The following is a 25,392-nucleotide window of genomic DNA, read 5'->3' as shown; positions in this document are numbered from 1 at the left end:
AACATCTTAACTAAAAAGCAATTAAATCCCCCCAGCTTGATCAAAAAGGTACTCTTTTATGGTGTTTTAATTGCAGGCGCTTTCATCATGCTGCTTCCATTCTTGTGGATGGTTTCGACTTCCTTTAAAACGAGTAATACAACGATGGTTCTTCCGCCTGAGTTTATTCCAAAGCAGCCGACTATAGAAAACTATCAAACCGTTTCAGAGATGTTTCCGATGATCCAGTTTTTAGGCAACTCCTTTCTGGTTGCCGTCCTAACCACACTAGGACAGATTGTTCTTAGTTCGATGGCAGCATATGCCTTTGCGCGAATGCAATTCAAAGGAAGAGATAAGCTGTTTTTGCTCTATCTGGCAACGATGATGGTACCTTCTCAGGTGACCATGATTCCTCAATTCATTTTAATGAAAGAGTTGGGATGGTTAGATTCCTACCAGGCACTCATTGTACCAGGAATGTTTGGCGTATTTGGCACGTTTTTAATGCGTCAGGCGATGCTAAGTGTTCCAAAAGAATTAGAAGAGGCAGCATTTATGGATGGAGCCAATCATTTTCAAGTATTTTCAAAGGTTTGTCTGCCATTAGTGAAGCCAACAATCGCAACGCTCGGGATTTTCACGTTTATGGCTTCCTGGAATAATTTTTTGTGGCCGTTGATTGTGACTAGTTCGGAAGAATTAGCGACATTGCCTTTAGGTTTATCACTCCTGCAAGGACGCTGGGCAACTGACTGGAGTTTAATGATGGCTGGAGTGGTCATTAGCGTGATTCCAATATTAGTGGTTTACCTTTTCGCTCAAAAATACTTTATTCAAGGCATGACCATGAGCGGAATGAAAGAATAAAAACTAATATATGATAGGAGAGGTTAAGATGAAAAGTACAAGAATGCTGGTATTATCAATTATTGCTTTACTCGTTTTTTCTCTTGTTGGTTGTTCTTCTTCCACGAACTCGGACAAAGCAGACGGAAAAACAGTCATTAATTACTTTAGCTTTTCCGCAACACCTGATCATGAAACACAACTAAAGGAAATGATTAAAGCGTTTGAAGCGAAAAATCCTGACATTAAAGTAAAGATTGAATTAGCTGCCTATAATGATTACTTCACAAAATTACAGACGCGTATTGCTGGCGGCAAGGCTCCGGATGTATTTGAATTAAATTATGAAAACTTCGTTGATTATGCTTCAAAAGGTACACTTGCAGACTTATCAGGGTACATCAAGGATGATAAGGACTTTAAACCAGAGCAATTAAATCAGCAGGCGTTTAAAGCTTATCAATATGATGGTAAACAATATGGAATGGTTGAAAGCTTCTCAAATGTCCTGACATTCTATAATAAAGATTTATTTGATAAAGCAGGCGTTGCATATCCAACAGCTGATTGGAAATGGGCAGATGAACTTGACGCAGCGAAAAAATTAAATGATAAGAACAATAAAGTATGGGGTACGTTCGCTCCCGTTACGATGAATGAATTCTTTAAAATCGCAGCCCAAAATGGCGGTCAAATTTTTGATAAAGATGGGAAGATCGTGATTAATAGTCCTGAAAATTTAGAAGCACTTAATTACATGGTTGATAAAGTAACAAAGGATAAAGTTTCTCCATCATCGGCTGATTTGTCTGGCCAATCACCGGAAGATTTGTTTAAAAGCGGTAAATTAGCGATTCTTCATACTGGAATCTGGATGTTCGATGCGTTCAAGGATCTTCCGTTTAATTGGGATGTTCAGCTTGAAGCCGGAAACACCCAAAAAGCACATCATTTCTTCGCGAACGGACTAGCGGTTTCGAAGGATTCTAAAGCGAAGGAAGCAGCATACAAATTTGCCTCATTCATGAGTGCTAGTGAAGATGTAGCAAAAATTCGTGTAGATTCTGCATGGGAGCTGCCAGCGATTACAAATCAAGATATTTTGAATCCTTATTTAGAAAAAAATCCTCCACAAAACAGAAAGGCTGTATTTGAAGCATTAGATTCTTTAGTACTTCCGCCTGTTGTAGAAAACTGGAGTAAGATTAGTGACGAAACCAATAAACAATTCCAGCAAGCTTTGGATGGTGAGAAAACAACGAAAGAAGTATTAGAATCGTTGGAAGCTGAATACAAGGGAATACTGAATCAATAATCAATTCTCTATTAACTAAAAAAAGGATATAAGTGGTTCTGGCACTTATATCCTTTTCTATAAAGGGAGACTATCATGAAACATTCAAAGGAATATATCAATTTACTAATTGTTTATCTTGAACAATTAAAAGGCAATTTCAGAGAAGTAGAAACATTTCTGGTCGATCGTCAGCCTGATTTGGAGCGGGATTCTTTTTACAACATCTCGACATGGGTATGGCTCCTGCAAAAACAAATTTCACTTCAACCAAATAATCCCCGATTATCAACGATTGATTATATCCCGTATACAAAGTATTTATGTGAACAATGGTCAAAGCCAAATCTAAGTATATGGGGAGAAAAAAGAACAGATATCTATCTATCAAATATAGCGATGGCCTATGCCGCGCTACTTGAAACGAAGAATGTCAGAAATCATTTCATGGTTCAGAAGACGATGACAGAAATCCGGGATTATGTATTTAATCATTTACTGTCGGGCGGTTCTGTGCTAAATGGAACAAACGAAAGAGGCTTATCTGTTGACCAGCTGCTAGCGGTTATGCCGTATGGATTGTTTTCACCAGAGGACTTAATTGTGGTTGAAGCAGTTCAGAGAATGTCTGTGCAATTGGCGAATGAAAATGAATTATTGCCATTTGCAGGTGCACAGTATCCATCTTCAGCGGCGGCTGCTATGTTTGCCCTATATTATTTAGAAAAGTCGGATCGAGAAAAGGCTTTATATTATTCGGAAATGGCACGAAAAGGCGTTGAGCCTGACGAATTAGCAGATGTGATATTAGCCATCTATGACCATTATGCAGCGGAAGGGATACTCGAGAAAAACAAAATTGTCCATACGCCATATGGACACGGGAATGTGTATATTCCGCAATTGACAGAGCGAATTCCACATTCACCTGCATTAGATCAGTACCTCCAGTTAACGTGTCAGGTCCTTACAGATGAAACAGTAGAGGCTGTTGTGGTGAAGCTGGAGAATGAATCGAAAACATGGAGTATTGAAGAACTATTAAAACCAGTTGTGAAAAATAATACACAAGTATATGAAACGAAGGTATCACCGCTTCCGTACCATGAGAGCTATCAGTATTACTTTGCTGCCACCCTTAGCGGTGGAGAACAAGTGGTGTCAGAAACCTATGAGGTTTCTTCGTTAGAAAAACATAGAATTGAACAGTTCCAATTGGTTAAACAAACAAATAGTGAGATTTTATTAGCATTTGGCGAAGCTGAAATGACGCATGGTTTATCATTCTCTTTTGGACAAAGTGGTTTAGATATTAGTCTGCAGCAAAATGTGGAGGTATCTGACGTGGAGAGTCATTCAAATACCGCCTTATTGGAATCTGGCGAGTTCACCTTAAAAGTCATTCTAGATCAAGCCATCATCGAACTATACAAAGGCGATGAAAGAATTCTCGCTACTCATCCGCTATATGCAGCGATTGAATGGAAGACGGACGTAACTCATCAGGTTAAAGAGTTTCTCATTCATTGGTACAGCCCGGAAAGTGAACAGTTTTACGGCTTTGGCGAACGCTATAATGCAACAGAACAGCGCGGAGAAGTAATTGATTGCTTTGTCTATAACCAATATCGGGATCAGGGCACAAGAACCTATATGCCAATCCCTTTCTATATTACCAATTCAGGCTATGGCTGCTTTATTGATACCAATTTATATACCAAATTTGATATTGCCAGCGAGCTGAAAGATAAATGTACGATAACGATTGAACAGGTGCCTTATATCACCGAAACAAAGATCCATTTATATTTTGGTGATTATAAAGAGAACATTCAAGCCTTTACAAAGGATACCGGAAAACCAAAAATGATTCCGGTTTGGGCGCTCGGCCCATGGATGTCGAGCAATAACTGGGATCGAGAATCGGTCGTAAGAAAAGAAGTGGAGGCAACTAACCACTATCAAATCCCTGCAACCGTGATTGTTCTTGAACAATGGAGTGACGAGGCTACCTATTATATGTTCAATGATGCAGAGTACAATCTTAAAAATCCTGGAGAAATCCATAGCTACGAGGAAATGGTGTTTCCGGAATGGGGTAGATGGCCAAATCCAAAAGGAATGGTCGACTATCTTCATGAAAATGGATTAAAACTAATCCTTTGGCAAATTCCGATTCAAAAATATTTAAACAAACAGCAGCATCCGCTGAAAGATCAAGATGAAGCCTATATGATTGAAAAGGGCTATGTGGTAAAAAATGGGGATGGAACGCCTTATCGTATTCCGGAGAACTGGTTTACGAACAGCTTAATCATGGATTTTAGCCATGAAGAGGGTTCCGAATGGTGGTTTAATAAGCGTCAGTATTTAATTGACATTGGCGTAGATGGATTTAAAACCGATGGCGGTGAATTTGTTTTCGGTAAAAATCTGCGTTTCGCCAATGGTCAAACAGGCAGTGAAATGCGCAATCAATACCCGAATGATTATATCGCTGCGTATTATCAGTTTGCCCAGCAAAATAACGGGATTACGTTCAGCCGGGCAGGCTATACGGGAGCACAGAACTTCCCTGCTCACTGGGCAGGTGATGAACGCTCAACGTTTGCAGCATTTAAACGTTCTTTAATCGCAGGGTTAAATGCAGGATTAGCGGGGATTCCGTTTTGGAGCTGGGATTTGGCAGGTTTCAATGGAGAAATCCCTACAGCAGAACTGTTTATGCGTTCTTCCGCAATGGCGGCATTTTGCCCGATCATGCAGTACCATGCGGAAAGTAAAGCAGAATTTAATCAAGACCGGACACCTTGGAATATCGCGGAGAGAACAGGGGTAGATCAAGTCATTGATGTATATCGTTTCTTTGCCAATGTCCGAATGAACCTTTTACCGTATATCTATCAGGAGGCTAAAAAGACGAGTGAATCAGGTCTGCCTTTGATGAGGGCATTAATGGTGGATTATCCAGAAGACAGCAGGTTACGAGGTTTATATGATGAATACCTTTTCGGGGAATCACTATTGGTTGCACCAATTATTGAAGAAGGTTCAATCACAAGAAATGTGTATCTGCCAGAGGGCACTTGGTTTGATCTTTGGACAAATGAAAAGGTTAGTGGACCAGTCCTTGCTGCTGTCGCTGCACAAGTGGACCAGATACCCGTTTATGTTAAAGGGAATACCGCATTGCTGTTCAATGTCGATGAGAGCAGGCAACTGGGTTCTTGGGTAGGCAATAATATAACAAACTATAACAATCCCGTTTGCAAAATTTATTTCGAAAGTGATTTTGAACAAACACTAGAAGATCATCTTGACAATAAAATCGTTGTTTCCATTCAAGATGAAGAAGATGTACTGGTCCTGAATGTGATCGGAAAATTAGATGGATTGGAATTTGAAGTAGTTGGAAGTTCTAAACCTTTGAGGATTACAAGGCAGTAAGCATTCTATATACAATCCTTGATTGACTAAATCACGGTTTGTGATTAAAAAAGGAAGGTACATTATGTTAGAGACAACAAGCTATGCTATTTTGCCTTCTAAGGTAAATCGAAAAGTTGAGGTCCGTCACGCAGTTACTTCCGTTAACTCGTATAAGTGGGATGGAAAGGTTTTAACAGGGACACTTTCAAAGGGTACATTTTGTATTTATTTTATTAATGATAAGACCATGAGATTGATCGTTAATCCTTTTGGTGAAGTGGATACGGCAGCTTCCATCGCTGCAGCTGGTGATACGGAGCGTATGTCTGGAACATTGGAGGAAAATGATCGCAGCCTTTATTTACAGATTGGTGAAAACGAGGTCATTATTGAAAAAGAGAGTTTTAGACTGAGTGTTAAAAAAGAAGGAGAAGTTCTTTTTCAAACAGACACTCCTGCCGTCGCTTATAATTCAGAAAAACATGTTTATTTTTCAATAAAAAAGAATCCCGATTCTCCTATCTATGGTTTAGGTGAAAAAAGCGGATTTATTAACAAAAATGGTTCAAAGATCAGCAATTGGAATACCGATGTCTACGCTCCTCACAATAAAGATACGGTCGAGCTCTATCAAACGATTCCGTTCGTTCTTATGCATGAAACAACGAAATCAACAGGAATCTACTTTGATAATACATTTCGGACTGAGTTCGATATGCAAAGCAAAACTGATCAGTTAACGATTATGGCTGAAGGCGGGCAGGTAAACACCTATATCATGCTGGGACAAGATGTGAAAGAGGTTATTACGTTGTATACAAGACTGACAGGGAAAACACCCTTGCCGCCAAAGTGGTCGCTTGGCTATCACCAGTCACGGTATAGTTATACCTCTCAGGATGAGGTAAAGGATATTGTCACCCGGTTTAAGGACTTTGAAATTCCGTTAGATTGTGTGTTTCTAGATATTCATTATATGGATGGTTTTCGCGTCTTTACATTCGATGAAGACAAGTTTCCACAGTATAAGGAATTAATTAAGGAACTTGCGCGTGAGAATATTGATGTGGTTCCCATCGTGGACCCAGGGATTAAAAAAGACGTGGACTATCCCGTTTACTATGAGGGAATGAAGAAGGGGTATTTCAGTAAGTACTTGAGCGGCGAAGTTTATTATGGAGAAGTATGGCCAGGGATCAGTGCGTTTCCGGATTTCTTTAACAGCCAGGTTCAGGAATGGTGGGGGGAGCTACACCGCTTCTATACTGACTTGGGGATTAGAGGAATATGGAATGACATGAATGAGCCTTCTGTTTTCAATGAATCCAAAACCATGGATTTAGATGTCATTCACAATGCAGACGGAAAGGAAATTACTCATCGCGAGGGGCATAACTTGTATGGCTTGTATATGAGTAAGGCCACCTTTGAAGGGCTGCAGAAGCTGTTAGGCAATGGCCGGCCATTTTCTCTGACACGAGCAGGATATGCTGGAGTTCAAAGGTATTCTGCTGTATGGACGGGAGATAATCGAAGCCACTGGGAGCATCTAGAAATGTCATTACCGATGATTATGAATCTTGGACTGTCAGGGGTAGCGTTTACGGGAGCAGATGTTGGCGGATTTTCCTCGGATACCACTCCAGAATTACTGATCCGCTGGACTCAGGTTGGTGCTTTCATGCCGTATTTCCGTAATCATAGTGTACAAGATTCGATTTATCAGGAGCCTTGGGCGTTTGGGATGGAAACATTAGCATCCGTGAAAAAATATATTGAGCTGCGGTATCGCTTTATGCCGTACCTGTATTCCTTGTTTCATGAAACTGAAAAAACGGGCCTTCCGATTGTTCGTCCATTGGTAATGGAATATCCAAATGACCCTGAAACCTTCCAATGCAGTGATCAAATATTAGTAGGAGGTCAGCTATTAGTCGCTCCAATTCTTCGACCTGGTCAAAGCCATCGTTCTGTTTATTTGCCAGAGGGCACGTGGTATGACTTTTGGACTCGTGAAAAGTATGAGGGTGGTAAGTATCATCTTATAGTAGCTGATTTGGATACACTGCCAATCTTTATTAAGGCCGGTACGATTTTACCGTTAGGAAGTGCTGTTAAAAATACAAAAGAAAAGCAAGATATTGAATTGCAAATCTATCATTCGGAAAATGGAATGATGGGTTATCTTTATGAAGATGATGGTTATTCCTATGATTATCATGATGGCGAATTTAGTTTATCAACCTTTAAAATGGGTGAGGACCTGGAGCTTAGAACGGAACGGGAAGGCTTTTATACTGAGGTCGCTTCGATTAAAAATATTGAAATCATTGGACTAAATAAATGAAAATCTAAAGTGAAGGGGAAGCAGCAACATGAAGAGAGAGACAAAAAACTGGTGGAAAAAAAGCGTTGTGTATCAAATCTATCCAAAAAGCTTTAACGATAGCAATGGGGATGGAATCGGTGATATTCAAGGCATCATTGAACGGTTGGATTACCTGAAAACCCTTGGCGTGGATGTCATCTGGCTGTCACCGATTTATGACTCTCCTCAAGAAGATAATGGCTATGATATTCGAAACTATCGAACCATTTTTGACCAATATGGAACGATGGAAGATTTCGATCAATTATTAATGGAAATGCACCAACGGGAAATGAAGCTAGTCATGGACCTGGTCGTGAATCACACATCGGATGAGCATCAATGGTTTGTAGAATCGAAGACCAGCAAGGATAACCCTTATCGGGATTATTACATTTGGCGTGATGGCAAAGAGAATGAGGAACCTCCAACGAACTGGGGGTCTATTTTCAGCGGGTCTGCTTGGCAGTATGATGAAGAAACGAAGCAGTATTATCTTCATTTATTTGCGACCAAGCAGCCAGATTTAAATTGGGAGAACCCAAAATTAAGATCAGACATTTATGACATGATGAGGTTTTGGCTGGATAAAGGAATCGATGGGTTCCGTATGGATGTCATCAACTTCATCTCAAAAGATCCTTCCTATTCAGATGGAGTCGTGGCAGAAGGCCAGCTATACGGTGACAGCGGTCCGTATTTTGTAAATGGACCACGCATTCATGAGTTCTTAAAAGAAATAAATACTGAAGTGATTTCCAATTATAACGTATTAACCGTAGGCGAAATGCCGGGGGCGTCTCCTGAGGATGCAATGGTGTATACAAACCCAGAGAGTAAAGAATTAAATATGGTGTTTACTTTTGAACACATGAATTTTGATTGTGTAAATGGAGATAAATGGAATCTAAAGGCACTGGATTTAGTTGAGCTTAAGGAAAACTTTGAAAAATGGCAGACATCGCTACATGAAGTAGGCTGGAACAGTTTGTACTGGAACAACCATGATCAGCCGCGAATCGTGTCCCGTTTTGGGAATGACCAGGAATATCGCATTAAGTCTGCCAAAATGCTGGCAACCTGTCTTCATATGATGCAGGGGACACCATATATCTATCAAGGTGAAGAAATCGGTATGACCAATGTGCACTTTGATACATTAGAGGATTACCGCGATATTGAGCTGTTGAATATGTATAAGGAAAAGTTGAAATTAGGATGGTCACACGAAAGGATTATGGAGGCTATTTATGCCAAAGGCAGAGATAATGCCCGTACACCAATGCAATGGGATGATTCAGAAAATGGAGGATTTACGTCCGGGACACCTTGGATTAACGTAAACCCACGATATACGGAAATTAATGCAAAGGCAGCTCTCGATGATCCAAATTCGATTTATTACTACTATCAGCGTCTTATTCAGCTTCGAAAAGACATGGATATCATTACAACTGGCAGGTTTGAGCTGATTTTGGTAAGTGATCCTAATATCTTTGCTTATAAACGAATTGGGGAAAAGGAAACGTTAATAACCCTGTGTAATTTTTCTGACCAAGTCGTTGATGTTGCTGATGAAGGTATTTGTGAATTGTTGCGGGATGCTTCGATTATTATTACGAATGACGAGAATAAGGATAGTAGAAGTGTGTTAAATCCTTTTGAGGCAGTGGTATATTCCCTTTAGGTTAGAAAATAGTGGCAGATTATAATAAGGAAACAATCGTCTAACTATTTAAAAGGACATTTGAAGCCCTTTTGAAGTTTGTGAAGGATCTTGGAAAAAAAAAATCGGGCTGTACGTGAAATGTTGCGTGAAGAGAAACTAGCAATTTTTGATCTTTTAATTAAAGCGGAATTATCAAAAGAAGTTAGAACCTCCGACGGAAGCAATGGTTGCTTCGATGCCTACTCATCTGACGAAACGGATCATCGCTCATGTTGATTCCAACTTCAAATTAAAATGATATAAAAATACGGTCAATGAACACTGACCGTATTTTTATTCGTTTATTATTGGAGCAGGAATTGTTATCACAATCATGGAAATATTTATTCAATATTACTTACTCATTTAGGTGGCAATTATGGGATTTACATATGAGTGTTATAGAAAGTTAAAGGGCACCTAGGTCAGTTTGATGCAAAAAATGAGTTAAATGAGTTAGCCATTAGAGAAATTAATGTTGTTGCCAATCAAACTGGCAATATAGACTCTTATATTAGAGGTCTTTCTGAAAAGCATAATATTAGGGTTAATTTCAATAAACTACCTGAAGACTTATCTGTTCTAATGGCAAAAAATTATATTGTAGTTACCTATCAGTCTGCTGAATTGTTTTTGGAGGAATATAAGTCTGAAAGTCAGAGATTGAATAATAAAGTATGGAAATATGAAAAAGATAGTGAAAGCGAATTAACAGTAGCATTAAAGAATACTAATTCAACATATCAAGAGGCTTTAAAAAAAAGTTGGAGAAGTGGAGGTAATGTTATTTGAATATTACCGATATATTCAGGTGGCAGTAGTACACCGTTCTGCAATTGCTGAAGACAGACTAAATAAAGAATTTAAGAGGATTACCGAGTATAAGGGTAAAATAAAAGAATTGTACAATTTGAATGGCCCTAACAACTTTAATGAAGTGAATTTTGATGATTTTATCCTCTTTTCAAGGGTTATAAAGAAAATAGCGCATTCCCTCTGTGAGTTGGGTAAACCTTCAACTGAGCTTATTGCTGAAGCTATTGACTATAAGAAATTCAAAAAAATTTACTAATGATACGGAACGTTTAAGTAACGCTATTAAAGGTGAACTTGGAACCCGTTTTGGAATTACTGGACAAGAGGCAAATTTAGTATAAGAATTAATTTTAGAGAAGATATCCAAATAGCCCACTAGCTTAACGGTAGATCGCTCCCCTCCATAAGAACATGAATTATCATGTTTTTATGAAGGGGGAAGTTGTGGTTCGAATCCGCAGTGGGCTACCAATTTAATTAATAACATTGATCGATACCCAATCATATGATGATTGGTTTTTTTATTTTTTTGTTTTGAGGATAATAAATTCGCCGATAAAGAGGTTAAGGTGAACCGTATCATAAATAGGTGGGCAATCGAATAATTTAATAAAGTTAATGAACAAAAAACTGCAACCCCTTGGAACATAAAGGGGTTGCAGTTTTTTGTTCATTAATTGAGATCCTCAGGATAGCTTGGTTTTGGCCATGTTAGTTTAATATTTTTACTTTTAATTGTTTTACCCCAAAATTAATTGCATCTTGCTCTGAAGGAATAAAGACATCAATTCGATTTCCTTTAATGGCTCCACCAGTATCTCCGGCGGTTGCTTCACCATAGCCTTCTACATAAACTTTACTGCCAAGCGGTATAACATTTGGGTCAACTGCGATGACTTTTGCATTTGGATTTGCTTTAAGGTTTATTCCAGTAGCTGTAGTACCTGAACATCCCTCACATGAAGCCGTATAGGCCGTAGCTTTCACAGTCATTTCCCTTGAACTTGTATTACTAGTTGATGCAGCTTCTACCTCAGGTTCACTTTCCTTTGGTGCCTGCGCTGCAGGCTTTGCAGATGCTGCTTGTGCCGCCTGATTGATTGGTCTTTCTGTTACAACCTTAGTAGTAGTAGTATTTAAACCTTCATAGATTAATAGATTTAATCCAGGATGGATAAGATCAGTATTTAATTTGTTCCATTCTTTAAGTTGCGAAACAGTTACACGATAATCCAGTGCAATGTCCCATAGTGTGTCATTATTTTTAACAATATAATGTTTTTCTGGAGCAATGGTTAATACATCCCCGGGGTGAATAAGGTCCGTAGTAAGATGATTCAACTTTTGAATATTTTCTAAAGAAGTATTATTTGCGCGTGATAGATCCCAAAGGGTATCCCCTTTTTTTACTGTTACCGTTGCAGCTTGTACATTAGCACTTACAGTTACTGAGAGTACAGCAACTGCTAAAATTGATATAATTCTTTTAAGCATTCTTTTACCCTCCATGTTCTTTGGTTGCTAAGTTTTTATAATCGTAACATAGAATTTTCTGAAACAAAGAACAGCGAGATGTTAAATTGTTTACATCCAAGGCATTTATATTGCAATAATATTTCAAAATTAAATGAAAATTCGGGAAATAATATTTTTCTAAAAGCCCCATTCAAATCAACTAGATTCATTAAAAAGCTGTATGATATAAAGGTATGATTCATATTTGTATGTTACAATTCTATATTTGGTCATTAAGTTATTAACGCTCTATTTAGGTATTAATTAATGAACTAGACATGATGTAAGACTAACAAAATAATCAATGGTAAGTTCGCCATAGAAAGGTATCCTTTTATGTCAAAACGTAAAAATTCCATCTTGAAACCACTTATTTGGTCAAGCCTATCTTTCCTTATTATTTTAGTTATAGTTATTTATGCTTTTGATAAGGACAGGGGCTTGAAACAGTTAACAAAGGTAGACTCTAAACCAGCACACCAAACTTCAACCGATATACCAACAGAAACAGTTGGAGACAAAAAACAGGAACTGCATGCCTATAGTAGTGAAATATTTTCCCTGGCAAAGGAAGGAAAATTGGCCACCATCCCTTTTATTTCCGGTAAGACTAAGGCTAAGGAAGTACATAATAAATGGGGAGAACCGAACCAAACAACGGAAACAGAAAGTAATAGATACGAAGAATATGAAAGTCGAAATGTCGTCATAGGCTATCTGGGTGAGATTGTTTCAGATATCAGGTTATCTGATCCTAAATTACAAAAAATCCGGCAAAATGAAATTAAGATGACAGGTGGTGAACCTGATAAGATTCGGTACTACAAAGATGATACTCATGATCAAATCATTCTAGTTTATCAGGTTAACCCTTTAACTGAGTTAAAGTGGATCTTACCAAAACCAACCGAAGAGGAGCCGAATCCAAAAGTGGACCATATTTCAGTCTATACACAAGTAAAAAATCAAGCGGATCAACCCAATCAACCTGACCCACAAAAGAGCATATCGGACAAGATATCAGATATGAGTTTAGATGAGAAAATTGGGCAAATGATCATCGCAGGTATTTCCGGCACAACCATGGATACAAATACAAAAAACTTACTAACGAAAAACAAGGTTGGCGGGATTATTTTTTATAAGGAGAATTTAGTCAACCCAACACAAACAGTGCAGCTTGTGAATCAACTGAAGTCTGAAAGTGATCCGAATTTGCCGCTTCTATTAGGGGTGGATCAAGAAGGTGGGCGTGTAACCAGGCTTCCTGGCGGTTTGGTTAATGTCCCACCAAATAAAGAAATTGGCGCCATTAATAATTCTCAGTTTTCCTATAATGTGGGTACGATTTTAGGGAAGGAGTTAAAAGGATTTGGTCTCAATCTTGATTTTGCTCCTGTTCTTGACATCAACAGCAATCCAAAAAACCCGGTTATAGGGGATAGATCATTCGGGAATCATTCTGAAATTGTTAGTAAGCTTGGTATTCAAACCTTTAAAGGTATACAGTCGCAAAAAGTTATCACAACAATTAAGCATTTTCCCGGTCATGGTGATACGTCTGTTGATTCCCATCTGGAGCTGCCAATTGTGAATAAAAGCCTTCAGCAACTAAAAGAACTCGAATTAATCCCGTTTGAACGGGCAATCAATAGCGGGGCTGATGTTGTTATGGTTGCCCATATCTTACTGCCCAAACTGGATGCTGTTTTTCCATCTTCTATGTCCAAAAATATAATCACAGGAATCTTGAGAAAACAGCTGGACTATAGCGGTGTGGTAATAACTGATGACATGACAATGAAGGCGATTATCGACCATTATACGATTGGCAGGGCTGCAGTTGAATCAGTCAAGGCTGGCAGCGATATTATTTTAGTTGGACATGATTATAACAATATAGTGGAAACTATCTCTTCTTTAAAAATCGCTGTCCAAAAAGGGGAAATTACTGAACAAAGAATAAATGAAAGTGTCAGTAGAATTTTGGAGTTAAAAAAGAAATATGAAATAAATAATGCGGAAGTGAAAGATGTGAATATAGAGAAAATAAACCAATCAATAAATAAACTCCTGGATAATTATTCAAAATAAATTATTCGACAAAAAAAAGGGTATCCTCACTTTAACATCAAGGTGATACCCTTTTCTTCATGTTTATTTTAAAAAGTAATTATTTAGTTATGCGCCTTTTCTAAGTTTGGCTGTGGCTGTTTTTGAACGATTAAACAGAAACTCTTTTACAGAATTAGTTTGTTGTTTCGCTTTTGCTACGAAGAAAGGGTTCAAAATAATAATCGTTAATACGTTGGCTGATAATCCCCAAAACCCTTCATAAATTCCATGAGAGCTGCCTGTTCCATAAACGGTAAAGGTAGTTGCCAACCCGACGATCAATCCAATAATGGTTGCCTCTTTCGTTTGATTTTTCCAGAATAAGCTGATCACAATCGCTGGGAAAATTTGAACCATTCCTGATACACCTAAAAGCTGCAAGGAAACTAGTGCGGTAGGGAATAACAGTCCAAATAATAATGCAAGACCGATGACCACAAACACCATGGAACGAGTGATAAGCGTTAATTTCGCACCTTTCACGTTGGGATTGATTAAATCACGATAGATGTTGTTCGCAAATAAGTTGGACGCACCGATAGCCATGATCGAGCATGGAATGAGAGATGCTAAGGCAATCGTTGAATAAGCAAGCCCTTGTCCAATACCGCCGTATGAAACTTGAATGAGATTTAAAAACGCAAACCTTGGATTGCTTCCTTCCGGCAACACATGGAAAGCCACAAAGCCAAGGAAAATAACTAGGATTAAGACAATGTTATATAAAGGCAGGAACATGGCATTCTTTCGAACAGCATCCGCACTTTTCGCTGTAAATACGCCTGTTGCTCCATGAGCCCACATAAATAATGCTAAGGCAGAAACAAGTGAAGCAGTCATAAACCATGGAATGCCTTTCGGGCCGGCTGTAGGAATCGTCAGTAATTGTGGTGATTCCTTCACAAGAGTATCAATCATCGGACTCCAGCCGCCAAAATGGATGATCGGCAGAGAAACCACTAGGAATAACATAATCGCCCAAACGAGTACATCTTTAATGATGGCTGTATAGGTAGGGCCTTTGATTCCGCTAAAGAAGGTAAAAAGGGCCACAAGCAGGAATGATGTAATCACGACTACCTTGACATTAATAAAACCTGTTCCAGCTACTTGAAGCGTATCTTGAATCCCGGCTAACTGCAGATCAATATACGGGATGAGCATTAATACGCCGACAATAGCGATTATAGAAGAAAGAAGTTTACTGCCAAAACGCTCTCGCGCATAATCTGCAAGTGTGGTTAACTTGAATTGATTCGCTACTTTCCATAGTTTTGGAAGGTAAAAGTAAGAAACAAAATAGGCTAAAATACAATAAGGAATTGCAAAGAATGCAAGACTTCCTCCAGCATAGGCTGTACTTGTTAGTCCTAAAAATGTATAGGCTGTATATAAATCTGCTCCTACTAAAAACCAAACCAGCAATCCGCCAAAGCGCCTGCCGCCAACAGACCATTCCTCCACGGAGCTTCGGGAAGATTTATTTCGCCCTGCTACGAATCCTATCAATACAACGGTCAAGACAATGAATACTGTGATTAACAAAGCTGTCAAATTTCCATGCATTAGTCAAGACTCCCTTCTGATTTCTGTAGTTGATAAATCCCAAATGTGCATAATGGCGTTAAAACTATCCATAGAAACAGCCAAAATTGAAGGAAGGGTAATCCTAAAACAATCGGGTCGATGCGATTGACGAAAGGTAGGACCGCTAACTGAGAAATAAAAGGGAGTATAATCAATACTATTTTAATGAATTTTCTGCCCATATGAAGAACCTCCTGTTTGATCATAGTAGTTTTTTACTATAAACGAATAGTAATATTGTTTCGCCAATAGTATTGTTAAATAATTTTTTCATGTACGTAATAGTAACAATTTTGGAAGGAGATTACAAGATAATTTTTTAATTATTTATAAAATTCAAATTAACAAACTATTACTTTTTACACTTATTTAAAAAAGAAAGAGCTAACCTCACAAGTAATAATCTCCTTGTGGGGTTAGCTCTCTTTCTTTCATTTATTTAATGTTCCAACTGCTAAATTAAATAAAGTTACCATTTTCTAGTCTTCAAGCAGGAACGTTTGGCTGAAATGAACCTTTCCGTTTTCATCCCGGATTTCCACGCCTGCTTGATTTTTTGCTGGGTCTACATGGAACACACCGAAGTTGAAGAAATTACCTTCCGCATACAAACGTTCAGGGCCGAAGGTGGGATCCAGTGTACCAGGATTGATTTTTACTGCTCCAATCGGACCGCTGATTAATTCGTGATAATCTGTTTTGCCGTCATGATTGGCATCATATTTGATGACTTCGGCAAAATGGACATCGGTTGTGACAAAATAAACGTTTTTGATTCCTTTTTCAATAATAAAATCAGAGATTTTTTTAAACTCGTTCTCATATCCTGTTACATCATTAGGATTTACTTGATTTCCATTTGCCCATCCATCCCTAGCAGTTTCCTTTCCGGTCGGAACGGAGATTGGCACGGAAGTCGCTACAAATTTAACCTTGGCATCTGATTCAAGAAGCTGCTGTTCCAGCCATTTTACTTGTTCTTCGCCGAGCATTGTTTTATCCGGTCCATCTGCCATGGTGTTTGGAGAGCGGTAGCCACGGTTGTTAAGAATGATCATATCCATTGCATTACCCCAAGAATACTTGTGATAAAGCTTGTCCGCAGAACTGCGTTCACTTGAAATTGGCCAATAATCCTTAAACGCACTCAACCCAGATGGAGTCAACGGCTGGGAAGGACCTGAAAAGTCATTGGTCACTTCATGATCATCCCATATAGCAAACGTTCCTGTTTTCTGTAAAAGGCCGCGTAATCCCGCATCCGTACGGTTCTCCTTATATTTCGCCCAGAAATCCTGAACGGTTTGAGAAGGAGGGTTAGGCACAGCCGGTGTCTTATTATCAGCATAGATAGTATCCCCGCTGAACAGGAAGAAGTCGGGATTTAATGATGACATGGCTTTGAAAGATTTAAAGGGCGGAATTTCTCCTTGGCCGCCAGTATCTCCGCCCCATACTACTGTCATTGGTTTTAAGCTGTTTTGTTCTGGTGCTGTTTTGAATTCTCCATTAACAGCATAGTGGCTGGACACGGCATGTGCGCGATAATAATAGGTAGTATCCGGCTTCAATCCGTTGATCTCTACATTTACCGTATAATCATGCTCGTCAACAGAAGGGCTTGTTTTGACGATTGTATCGTGTTTAAAACTACTGTCAGTGGAAATTTCAAACTGAACTTTTGCAGCTTCATTGGTTCGTGCCCATAAAATCGCCGACGAATCCGTTACATCCCCGCTTGCTACACCATGTGAAATAAACGGCTTGTCCAGTAAATCAACAAGCTGGTCAGTATTGTTTGTGAACTCTCCGTCCACACCAAGGGAAAGCAAGGAAACCATATCGTCCTGAGCATTGACTGTCCATGGATGCACTAGAAGCTGATTCTGATGAGCGGCTTCCATTAGTTTCGGAACAACAAGTTCCTTACTAGGACCTACGCCGGCAGCATAGTCAGAGATACGTTTCATTTCCTGATAAACATCCTTGCCTGCCAGCATGCTTCCTGTATACAGTTGAATCAGCCTTACATTAGGGGCTAGAGATTTTAATTTACGAAGGCTTTCCTCGCTAAATGATTCAAGAAAAAGCTTTTCGTTATCAAGTACATTAGTTTTTTTCAAAATTTCAATTACTTTCTCTTCCATACCTGGATAAACGTTAGGCGCTTTTGTTTCCATGTAAAGGCCGACTTTTCCGTCACCATGTTTTTTGACAAATTCAATTGCTTCCTCAAGCGTTGGAACATGCTGTCCAATGTACTCTGTTTTTGCCTTATCCGGGTATGCTTTATTGAACCATGACCCTGCATCCAGGCGGTTGATTTCTTCAAGAGTGAAATCTTTTACCCTCCATGGTGCGCGGTCTGGGTAAAGTTCCTTTGCATTGGTAGTTCTTGCCAAGGTTTCATCATGCATGGCGATCAATTGGCCATCCTTCGTCATCTGTAAATCGAATTCTACATAATCCGCCTTCATCGTCATCGCCTGTTTATAGGCGGCGAGTGTATGTTCCGGGCCGTAGGCAGATGCCCCGCGATGAGCAATTACTGCTACATCAGAGGTAAGCGGTCGTAAGGTCGATTGTCCATTATCTGTAGCCGTGCTTTGAATGGGATGGGCGAAAACAGCGTAAGGAGCCGCTGCTGTTACCGAAAGTGTCAAACAAGCTAATCCGGCTATTAAACTCTTTTTCATATTCAATTCATCTCCTATAAGTTTATGTATTTCAATTTAAAAGTATAGGAGAATTGTAAAGCCTTAATTGATAGAGTGTTAATATTTAGTAAAACGCACAAAAACAGTACCTTTTTCTTATGATTAAAGATTGAAAATAGAACTATTTTTACAGGGATAATTACCTATAAATGTTTAAAGGGCATGTGCCTTTCAAAAAGAGGATAGGAAAGTTAAAAAGAAGTTCATTGTTATTTAAACATACAAACAAGGGCACCATGCTGATGAGGGAAGATGGTGCCCTTGTTGGGGAATAGCTATGCCTTCGTTTTATCTTTTTTTGTCAGATGCGCGGCCCAGACGATCAGTCCTATGAGGATCATCAAGCCGCCCGTCAAACAAACTCCTTGCCATTTCCACAACCCCCACGTATAGCCGCCAAGGGTAGATCCGAGTGAACCGCCCAGAAAATAACTAACCATATAAACGGTATTTAAACGGTTTCTGGCCTCTGGGATTAAGCTGTAGATTCTGGTCTGATTGGAGACTTGTGCACCCTGGACACCCAAATCTAAGAGAATCACGCCAATGAACAACCCCAATAAGGATGTTCCAAAAAACCCAAAGAATAGATAGGATAATAGGGTGATCCCAACCAATAGGCCAACCATTGTCTTTGCGTTGAATCGGTCTGCCAAACGGCCGACTACAGGTGCACCTGCTACTCCTACAATTCCCACTAGGCCAAATAATCCTGCCACTTCACTGCCATAATGATAGGGTTCTCCTTCGAGAAAAAATGATAGGGACGTCCAAAATACGCTGAAACTGCCGAAGAGCATCGCACCGACGAAAGAAACTTCTCTTAAAATCGGCTGGGTAACAATTAAATGCCAGATGGACTTATAGAGCTGAGGATAAGATAAACGTGATTCTGGGTAACTTTTTGGAAGAAAGGTCCGCAAAATGATCGCTAACGCCAACATCATCGCTGCGGCGAGCCAATACATAGTACGCCAGCCAAGGCTTCCGCCAACCAGTCCAGAAACAGTTCTCGCTAATAGAATCCCAATGAATAACCCACTCATGACACTGCCGATCACTTTGCCACGTTCAATAGGGGCTGCCATTTGTGCTGCGAGGGGAACGATGATTTGTGGGGCTACCGTTGTCACTCCCACTGCCAAACTCGCGATGTTCATCCAGAGAAGATTTTGTGCAGTGGCAACCCCTATCAGGGAAATCGCTACGGCTATTAATAAAATGGCAATCAGCTGCCTGCGTTCCTTCATGTCACCTAATGGTACAAATAAAAACATCCCGACGGCATAGCCAATTTGTGTAAACATGGCAATGTTGCCAACTTGGGTTGCAGTCGCATGAAAGGTTCGCCCCATCTCTGCAAGAAGCGGTTGATTATAGTAAAGATTTGCCACTACCATCCCACAGGCGAGCGACATTAATAAGATTAACTTTTTAGACATGTTGGATTGCTCCGGCCTCGCTATGTCATCCGTATTTGTAAACATTCCAAATTCCCCCTCTCAATACACACTCCGAGGTTTAATAGATTCTACAAAAAGATAGAAAAACCTTCCAATGATTGATATGCACATACTTATGTTTACTTCTACCCCCTCCAATAATATTATTAAATTGCTATGAAAAATCTTTTAAGGGCAAGGAGTAGTTTTGATGATCATTATTGATTTTATAGTTGATTTGATTGGTGATTTGATTGGTGGTTTATTAGAGGCAATCATCCCTACTCCAAAGTCAAAACTAGAAAAACACATTGAAGAATTAAAGGAAGATGAATGGTTTTCGCAATTGAATAAAGATGTTCGATATAATTACATCATTTGGCATAACAAGAAGGTAAAACGCTACTTAAAGAAGCCTGAAAATATTAAAATTCTCAAAAGTAGTGAATGGGAGCGCGAAAAATTTATCCAGCTTGTTATTGAGGAGCATAAAAGATTTGTAGGGATTCAATCCTCTGATCAAATAAAATGAACCGAGAAATCATACCAATGAAGAATTTGAAAAATAATTTCTACGTAGCGAATGATGCTAGATTTCTCCGGTTCGGAAAGTCAACTGAAGAAATCTCATGTTGATCATATTTTGAAATATTTTCCTTTCCTAGGCCTAGAATGACCTGCTCATTTTAGGGAATTCTACTGTTAATTGTAGTGGGAAAGGAAGTTCTTATGGAAAATGAACATGTAATCAAACAGCATATTAAGCAAAAAAAGAGAGAGAATCGTAGTCAAGGTAAGGCCTCCGGTCTTTACTGGTGGCAACTGTCACTAATAGGAATTGGCTCTATCATCGGGGCAGGCTTTTTTCTCGGTACGAGCTTGTCCATTAAAACGGCCGGACCTGCTATATTAATCAATTATTTATTCGCTGGAATAACCGCATTCTTTGTTTTTAGCGCACTGGCTGAAATGACTGTCAGGGATCCCAGTCCAGGCTCATTTCGCACCTATGCCAAAAAAGCGTTCGGAAATTCGTTGGGTTTTATCTCAGGATGGATGTACTGGATAGCAGGAGTATTGATTATTTCAAGTGAAGCTGTTGCACTTGCAACCTTTACAAAATTTTGGTTTCCCCATGTTCCACTTTGGATCTTTACTCTTGCTTACGTTGGAGTGGCCTTTGGAATAAACTTTCTGGGAGTCAAAAACTTTGGAACTATTGAGTCCTTGTTTGCGATCATAAAATTAGCTACGTTAATTATTTTTATTGTTTTTGGTGTACTGCTGCTTACCAAGATCATTTCTCCGCACGCTGTTTCATTAAATGAACACCACTTATCTCACCACTTTTTTCCGGCCGGGATTAAAGGAATGTGGGCTGCCTTAATATTTGTCTTTTTTTCCTTTGGAGGAATTGAAGTGATTGGAATTGCAGCCACTGAGCTGAAAAGGAAAGAGGATGTTCCTAAAGCGGGGATTGGCATGTTGATTGCCCTTGTAGCTGTCTATATCTTATCGATCTTCTTTGTCCTCTATATGGTTTCCTGGACAAAGATTGATGCATCAGAAAGTCCTTTCGTTACGGCCATGGCTTCTTTTAATATCCCGTATATGGACTCGATATTTAATCTAATTATCATTAGTGCCGCTTTTTCAACAATGGTGGGAGCACTTTTTTCTGTTACCAATATCCTGATTTCCTTGGCGGAGGACGGAGCAGCACCACAAGCAATGGCCCAAAAGAACAGCAGGGGGACGGCACTCAAAGCTTTGTTCTTAACAGGTTTGGCCGTAACGATTTCACTTATTTTCTCCTTCTTACTCCCTGGCAAGCTATACGAATATATTACAACAGCCGCTGGTGTTATGCTCATTTTGAATTGGACGATTATTCTTTCTTCCCAAATTAAATTACGTTCACAAGCTAATCACAAGGAAGGGTCCTTTAAAATGGCAGGCTATCCAGTCACCTCGATTGTGGGGATAGCCTTTATTCTTGTCGCCGTTTCCGGATGTTTTCTCCATCCTACACAACGAATGGGCGTATTGATAAGCTTCGTTCTAATATTCATCTTATCGATAGTCTATTGGCTTATTTATAAATCGAGCTATTATCTTCTTCGTAAAAATGAATTAAAATAACCAACCAACTACAGGGATTTTTTAGTAAAGGGTCACCTTAACGTCTTTTGCTATTGAATCCAAATTCCTCTGCGTTCCCATTGAAGTAACCGAAGAGGACAGGCCTAAGCCTATCCTCTTTATTTTATAATCTCTAATAAAGCAATCGTTTTCAATTTAATGTGAAAAAGTATGTATTAATCTATTCTTTCAATCTACTTATACTTAAAACATAAATGAAACCGCTTAAAAAAAAGCACTAGGAGGAAAAGGTATGAGTAGTTCTTGGCTTGAGTTAGAAGGGAAAGTGGCGATTGTAACAGGAGGTGCCTCTGGCATTGGATTACAAATTTCCAGAGAATTAATCAAGAACGGTGCTAAGGTAGTTGTTTCTGATATAAATGGTGAAGAAGGACAACAAACTGATGGTTCTTATTTTATAAAATGTGATGTAACAAAAAGAGAAAGCGTAGCTAATATGGTAGCTCAAACGGTTGAAATGTTTGGCTCAGTGGATATCCTAGTAAATAATGCTGGTGTAAACCTTCCTCGATTGTTAGTTGATGTTGTGGGTGAAAGACCAGAATATGAACTGAATGAGAAAGACTTCGATTTCATGGTAGCAGTCAATCAAAAAGGACCTTACCTTTGTGCACAGGCTGCTGCTAAAGAAATGGTAAAACAAAATAAAGGAGTCATTATTAACGTTGCTTCGGAAGCTGGCCAGGAAGGTTCTGCTGGACAAAGCTGCTACTCCGCCACAAAGGGTGCTGTGATTTCATTCACACGTGCGTGGGCAAAGGAATTAGGCAAATTTAATATCCGTGTGGTTGCCCTTGCCCCTGGCATTTTGGTAATCTCGTTCAACGAAATCTAACTATTCTAGGTCATATTACTTTGCGTTTCGATGGAGCGACAACTCCAGAATTACCGGGTACATTGTACTTAGAAAGTAAAGAAATATCTTCAATTGAATTGGGAACGGAACTAATGATTATCAGCGAATAGCCGTGATTAACAGACTATTAGCCCCTGCTAATCCTACAAAACAAAGAGGCTTAATCTATTATAGGTTAAGTCTCTATTTATGAGGGAGGAGAAACAATGAGATAATGAATCCAGTCACTTAATTGTGATTTTCTGTGATGAAGTAATTATCGAAGGTCATAATGCAGATTTTTACAATCCTCTATTCATAAATAGATTAAATCCATACTTAGTGGAAAGTGCTTGATAAAAATGTGTATTCATTACTAGTCCAACTGGTACCTCATTCAAGCAAACCACAACCCCCTCTAAAGAAGGAATTTCCTTGAAAGATTTATACACTTCCTCACACTTTGTGTAAGGTGTTACTTTTGTTACTTTCTCTACAATTTCCCCAATCGCTAGTTGCATTTATTCACCTCCAACTCATAATGATGATTAAATAATTAAAGGTACCGGTCTTCCAAGATGATATCCCTGACCATAAGGGACACCTGCTTGCTTTGCAGTGAATAATTGTGATTCCGTTTCAATGCCTTCAAGTGTTACGAGTGTTCCAGCTTCTCTAAAATAGGAGGTAATCCATTCTAAAAAGCGTTGTTTTTTTATTGATCTCTCTAAATCTATGGAAAAGTATTGATCAAGTTTTACCATGTCCGGCTCTAGCTCAAGTGCTACTCTTAAAGATGATTGTCCTTTCCCCAAATCATCAAGTGCAATCATAAAACCGAATTCTTTTAAATATCGCACTATTTCCTTGAGTTTTTTGAAATTGTGCACAGTCTCAGCTTCATTTATTTCAAAAATGATTTTGTTAGGTGTAATATTTACCTTTTTCATCATGTCTTCAATGAAGCAAAGAAAGGATGGTTCTAATACTGTAGAGGGAAAGATATTAACGGTTAGATATACGTCTTTATCTTTTGATGATATACATTTATTAAAAGAGAAAATGCTCTGCAAAATGGAAGACATATCAAGATCAAATAGTTTTTTTTGCTTTTCAGCCAAAGCGAATAGAAATTGAGGGTTTTGAATTTTTTTACCTCTTATTAAACTTTCAAACCCATAAATGGTTTCGTCCTGCAGTGAAAATATAGGCTGAAATACATGGGAAAAAGTAAGAGGTTCAGATAGCTTAATGTTGGAGATTGGTAAATCAAAAGTTTGGTTCATTGTCTAAGTCCTATCCTAAGTTTCTAATTTTTAAAATTATAATCCTAATTTACTACGAAAGTATTAATATTTTGTAAAGGGAGTGTAAAAAAATGCTCTTTTTTAGGAAAAATGAAAGAGAATAAAATCAATCTGTTTTTAAATATTATTATAAAATTGAATAGAAGAATAATAGATAGGTTATTTCGATTTACTAAAACGGAAAAATCCTGTTTTACAAAACCTTTACATTAAATTGAAATTAAATTAATACTTTTGTCCTATATTTAATACTGTGGGGCAAAACAATAAATTCATATGATTCTTAGGGGGAAATAAGGCAAATGAAAAGTTTGAAAAAATTTAGCCTACTTACAATGCTAGCTGCGTTAATGGTTATCATAGCAGCTTGTGGAGGCTCTACATCTACAGATAAGACAGAAGGAACTACGAAGAAAGAAACGGCAAAAACTGAAGAAAAGCAAGAACTTTCCGGCTCATTAACTATTTCTGGCTCCTCTGCGATGCAGCCATTAGTAGCAGCGGCTGCAGAAGAATTTATGGCTGAAAATCCAAATGTCGATGTCCAAGTTAATGCTGGTGGATCTGGTACGGGCTTATCACAAGTTGCTGAAGGATCTGTACAGATTGGTAATTCAGACGTTTTTGCAGAAGAAAAAGAAGGAATTCCTGCTGATCAACTCGTTGACCATAAAGTAGCTGTTGTAGGTATGACAGCGGCTGTTAATCCTAAAGTTGGTATTAAAGATATTAAGAAAGAAGATTTAATTAAAGTTTTCACTGGAAAAATTACAAACTGGAAAGAACTTGGCGGAGCAGATCAAAAGATTGTTCTAGTAAACCGTCCTGACTCATCAGGAACTCGTGCGGTATTCAATAAATTTGCACTTGATGGAGCAACACCTGCTGAAGGAATTACGGAAGATTCTTCTAACACTGTTAAAAAGATTATTAATGAAACTGAAGGTGCCGTTGGATATCTAGCGTTCTCTTATTTTACTGACGAATCTGTAACACCACTTGCCATTAATGGTGTAGAACCAAATGAAGAAAATGTACAATCTGGTAAATTCCCGGTTTGGGCTTATCAACACTCTTATACAAAGGGTGAGGCTAAAGATCTTGCAAAAGCATTCCTTGACTACATGATGTCTGATGATATCCAAAACACTCTATTAAAGGAACAAGGATATCTTCCTGTATCAAAAATGACAGTAGAACGCGATGCTAAAGGAAATCAAACTAATAAATAAATTTTAGAGTTCAAAAAAGGTAAGTGTAAAGTAAAA

21 protein-coding genes and 1 tRNA gene are annotated in these 25,392 nt (G+C 38.7%); 15 read left to right on the top strand and 7 right to left on the bottom strand.

What is annotated here, in order from left to right:
- Window positions 1–3: 3 nt before the first annotated feature.
- From ACJ004_RS16700 to ACJ004_RS16660, 9 genes are all read left to right on the top strand, one after another.
- Entirely contained in the window at window positions 4–849 is an 846-nt protein-coding gene (locus tag ACJ004_RS16700) for a carbohydrate ABC transporter permease (protein WP_410894326.1), read from the top strand.
- 28 nt (window positions 850–877) lie between these two features.
- Complete coding sequence (locus ACJ004_RS16695; protein ID WP_410894266.1) at window positions 878–2,143, top strand: ABC transporter substrate-binding protein; 1,266 nt, start codon at window positions 878–880, stop codon at window positions 2,141–2,143.
- A gap of 75 nt (window positions 2,144–2,218) precedes the next feature.
- Window positions 2,219–5,569 carry a glycoside hydrolase family 31 protein gene (locus ACJ004_RS16690; RefSeq protein WP_410894265.1) on the top strand — a complete coding sequence of 1,117 codons (3,351 nt, stop codon included), beginning with the start codon at window positions 2,219–2,221 and terminating at the stop codon, window positions 5,567–5,569.
- A 64-nt stretch (window positions 5,570–5,633) separates the two neighbouring features.
- Complete coding sequence (locus ACJ004_RS16685) at window positions 5,634–7,898, top strand: glycoside hydrolase family 31 protein (protein WP_410894264.1); 2,265 nt, start codon at window positions 5,634–5,636, stop codon at window positions 7,896–7,898.
- A gap of 28 nt (window positions 7,899–7,926) precedes the next feature.
- Window positions 7,927–9,606: a glycoside hydrolase family 13 protein gene (locus ACJ004_RS16680; RefSeq protein WP_410894263.1), complete on the top strand. Its 1,680-nt coding sequence runs from the start codon at window positions 7,927–7,929 to the stop codon at window positions 9,604–9,606.
- Between the two features lie 90 nt (window positions 9,607–9,696).
- Window positions 9,697–9,864 carry a hypothetical protein gene (locus ACJ004_RS16675; protein ID WP_410894262.1) on the top strand — a complete coding sequence of 56 codons (168 nt, stop codon included), beginning with the start codon at window positions 9,697–9,699 and terminating at the stop codon, window positions 9,862–9,864.
- A gap of 348 nt (window positions 9,865–10,212) precedes the next feature.
- Complete coding sequence (locus ACJ004_RS16670) at window positions 10,213–10,419, top strand: hypothetical protein (RefSeq protein WP_410894261.1); 207 nt, start codon at window positions 10,213–10,215, stop codon at window positions 10,417–10,419.
- A 19-nt stretch (window positions 10,420–10,438) separates the two neighbouring features.
- On the top strand, window positions 10,439–10,699 hold the full coding sequence (locus ACJ004_RS16665; protein ID WP_410894260.1) for a hypothetical protein: 261 nt from the start codon (window positions 10,439–10,441) through the stop codon (window positions 10,697–10,699).
- 113 nt (window positions 10,700–10,812) lie between these two features.
- Window positions 10,813–10,914 (top strand) — tRNA-OTHER (locus ACJ004_RS16660).
- Window positions 10,915–11,154: 240 nt separating this feature from the next.
- Here the strand turns inward: ACJ004_RS16660 and ACJ004_RS16655 are convergent.
- Window positions 11,155–11,937: a 3D domain-containing protein gene (locus tag ACJ004_RS16655; protein ID WP_410894259.1), complete on the bottom strand. Its 783-nt coding sequence runs from the start codon at window positions 11,935–11,937 to the stop codon at window positions 11,155–11,157.
- Window positions 11,938–12,294: 357 nt separating this feature from the next.
- Here ACJ004_RS16655 and nagZ point away from each other — a divergent pair, with 357 nt between their 5' ends.
- Window positions 12,295–14,052, top strand: a complete 1,758-nt coding sequence (gene nagZ / locus ACJ004_RS16650) for a beta-N-acetylhexosaminidase (RefSeq protein WP_410894258.1) — start codon at window positions 12,295–12,297, stop codon at window positions 14,050–14,052.
- An 87-nt stretch (window positions 14,053–14,139) separates the two neighbouring features.
- Here the strand turns inward: nagZ and ACJ004_RS16645 are convergent, their stop codons facing one another.
- From ACJ004_RS16645 to ACJ004_RS16630, 4 genes are all read right to left on the bottom strand, one after another.
- Window positions 14,140–15,639 (bottom strand): sodium:solute symporter family protein, encoded by a 1,500-nt coding sequence (locus ACJ004_RS16645; protein WP_410894257.1) that lies wholly within the window; start codon window positions 15,637–15,639, stop codon window positions 14,140–14,142.
- Window positions 15,639–15,842 carry a DUF3311 domain-containing protein gene (locus tag ACJ004_RS16640; RefSeq protein WP_410894256.1) on the bottom strand — a complete coding sequence of 68 codons (204 nt, stop codon included), beginning with the start codon at window positions 15,840–15,842 and terminating at the stop codon, window positions 15,639–15,641. Before ACJ004_RS16640 ends, ACJ004_RS16645 begins: the two co-directional genes overlap by 1 nt.
- A gap of 297 nt (window positions 15,843–16,139) precedes the next feature.
- Complete coding sequence (locus ACJ004_RS16635) at window positions 16,140–18,356, bottom strand: glycerophosphodiester phosphodiesterase family protein (RefSeq protein ID WP_410894254.1); 2,217 nt, start codon at window positions 18,354–18,356, stop codon at window positions 16,140–16,142.
- 296 nt (window positions 18,357–18,652) lie between these two features.
- Complete coding sequence (locus tag ACJ004_RS16630) at window positions 18,653–19,864, bottom strand: MFS transporter (RefSeq protein WP_410894252.1); 1,212 nt, start codon at window positions 19,862–19,864, stop codon at window positions 18,653–18,655.
- Window positions 19,865–20,030: 166 nt separating this feature from the next.
- Between ACJ004_RS16630 and ACJ004_RS16625 the strand changes: the two genes are divergently transcribed.
- From ACJ004_RS16625 to ACJ004_RS16610, 4 genes are all read left to right on the top strand, one after another.
- On the top strand, window positions 20,031–20,351 hold the full coding sequence (locus tag ACJ004_RS16625) for a hypothetical protein (RefSeq protein ID WP_410894250.1): 321 nt from the start codon (window positions 20,031–20,033) through the stop codon (window positions 20,349–20,351).
- Between the two features lie 197 nt (window positions 20,352–20,548).
- Window positions 20,549–21,961 carry an amino acid permease gene (locus ACJ004_RS16620; RefSeq protein WP_410894248.1) on the top strand — a complete coding sequence of 471 codons (1,413 nt, stop codon included), beginning with the start codon at window positions 20,549–20,551 and terminating at the stop codon, window positions 21,959–21,961.
- Between the two features lie 253 nt (window positions 21,962–22,214).
- Window positions 22,215–22,817 (top strand): SDR family NAD(P)-dependent oxidoreductase, encoded by a 603-nt coding sequence (locus tag ACJ004_RS16615; protein WP_410894246.1) that lies wholly within the window; start codon window positions 22,215–22,217, stop codon window positions 22,815–22,817.
- A gap of 20 nt (window positions 22,818–22,837) precedes the next feature.
- Window positions 22,838–22,948, top strand: a complete 111-nt coding sequence (locus ACJ004_RS16610) for a hypothetical protein (RefSeq protein ID WP_410894244.1) — start codon at window positions 22,838–22,840, stop codon at window positions 22,946–22,948.
- Window positions 22,949–23,119: 171 nt separating this feature from the next.
- On the opposite strand, the gene ACJ004_RS16605 is transcribed toward ACJ004_RS16610, so the two are convergent.
- Both ACJ004_RS16605 and ACJ004_RS16600 read right to left on the bottom strand, forming a co-directional pair.
- Window positions 23,120–23,338 carry a CBS domain-containing protein gene (locus ACJ004_RS16605; RefSeq protein WP_410894242.1) on the bottom strand — a complete coding sequence of 73 codons (219 nt, stop codon included), beginning with the start codon at window positions 23,336–23,338 and terminating at the stop codon, window positions 23,120–23,122.
- A 27-nt stretch (window positions 23,339–23,365) separates the two neighbouring features.
- Window positions 23,366–24,103: an EAL domain-containing protein gene (locus tag ACJ004_RS16600; RefSeq protein WP_410894240.1), complete on the bottom strand. Its 738-nt coding sequence runs from the start codon at window positions 24,101–24,103 to the stop codon at window positions 23,366–23,368.
- Between the two features lie 323 nt (window positions 24,104–24,426).
- Between ACJ004_RS16600 and ACJ004_RS16595 the strand changes: the two genes are divergently transcribed.
- Window positions 24,427–25,356: a phosphate ABC transporter substrate-binding protein gene (locus tag ACJ004_RS16595; RefSeq protein WP_410894238.1), complete on the top strand. Its 930-nt coding sequence runs from the start codon at window positions 24,427–24,429 to the stop codon at window positions 25,354–25,356.
- The last annotated feature ends 36 nt before the right edge of the window (window positions 25,357–25,392 follow it).

This window comes from Neobacillus sp. 204, assembly GCF_046562815.1.
Lineage (GTDB): Bacteria > Bacillota > Bacilli > Bacillales > Cytobacillaceae > Neobacillus.
Note: the sequence above shows the minus strand (reverse complement) of the source record. Positions and strands in the feature narration are given on the sequence as shown.

What these genes read in the sequence shown, in the direction of transcription:
- ACJ004_RS16605 (WP_410894242.1), bottom strand. Translation starts at nt 23,338, where the DNA reads ATGCAACTAGCGATTGGGGAAATTGTAGAGAAAGTAACAAAAGTAACA.
- ACJ004_RS16655 (WP_410894259.1), bottom strand. Translation starts at nt 11,937, where the DNA reads ATGCTTAAAAGAATTATATCAATTTTAGCAGTTGCTGTACTCTCAGTA.
- nagZ (WP_410894258.1), top strand. Translation starts at nt 12,295, where the DNA reads ATGTCAAAACGTAAAAATTCCATCTTGAAACCACTTATTTGGTCAAGC.
- ACJ004_RS16645 (WP_410894257.1), bottom strand. Translation starts at nt 15,639, where the DNA reads ATGCATGGAAATTTGACAGCTTTGTTAATCACAGTATTCATTGTCTTG.
- ACJ004_RS16625 (WP_410894250.1), top strand. Translation starts at nt 20,031, where the DNA reads ATGATCATTATTGATTTTATAGTTGATTTGATTGGTGATTTGATTGGT.
- ACJ004_RS16620 (WP_410894248.1), top strand. Translation starts at nt 20,549, where the DNA reads ATGGAAAATGAACATGTAATCAAACAGCATATTAAGCAAAAAAAGAGA.
- ACJ004_RS16615 (WP_410894246.1), top strand. Translation starts at nt 22,215, where the DNA reads ATGAGTAGTTCTTGGCTTGAGTTAGAAGGGAAAGTGGCGATTGTAACA.
- ACJ004_RS16630 (WP_410894252.1), bottom strand. Translation starts at nt 19,864, where the DNA reads ATGTTTACAAATACGGATGACATAGCGAGGCCGGAGCAATCCAACATG.
- ACJ004_RS16685 (WP_410894264.1), top strand. Translation starts at nt 5,634, where the DNA reads ATGTTAGAGACAACAAGCTATGCTATTTTGCCTTCTAAGGTAAATCGA.
- ACJ004_RS16600 (WP_410894240.1), bottom strand. Translation starts at nt 24,103, where the DNA reads ATGAACCAAACTTTTGATTTACCAATCTCCAACATTAAGCTATCTGAA.
- ACJ004_RS16595 (WP_410894238.1), top strand. Translation starts at nt 24,427, where the DNA reads ATGAAAAGTTTGAAAAAATTTAGCCTACTTACAATGCTAGCTGCGTTA.
- ACJ004_RS16680 (WP_410894263.1), top strand. Translation starts at nt 7,927, where the DNA reads ATGAAGAGAGAGACAAAAAACTGGTGGAAAAAAAGCGTTGTGTATCAA.
- ACJ004_RS16670 (WP_410894261.1), top strand. Translation starts at nt 10,213, where the DNA reads ATGGCAAAAAATTATATTGTAGTTACCTATCAGTCTGCTGAATTGTTT.
- ACJ004_RS16635 (WP_410894254.1), bottom strand. Translation starts at nt 18,356, where the DNA reads ATGAAAAAGAGTTTAATAGCCGGATTAGCTTGTTTGACACTTTCGGTA.
- ACJ004_RS16695 (WP_410894266.1), top strand. Translation starts at nt 878, where the DNA reads ATGAAAAGTACAAGAATGCTGGTATTATCAATTATTGCTTTACTCGTT.
- ACJ004_RS16690 (WP_410894265.1), top strand. Translation starts at nt 2,219, where the DNA reads ATGAAACATTCAAAGGAATATATCAATTTACTAATTGTTTATCTTGAA.
- ACJ004_RS16640 (WP_410894256.1), bottom strand. Translation starts at nt 15,842, where the DNA reads ATGGGCAGAAAATTCATTAAAATAGTATTGATTATACTCCCTTTTATT.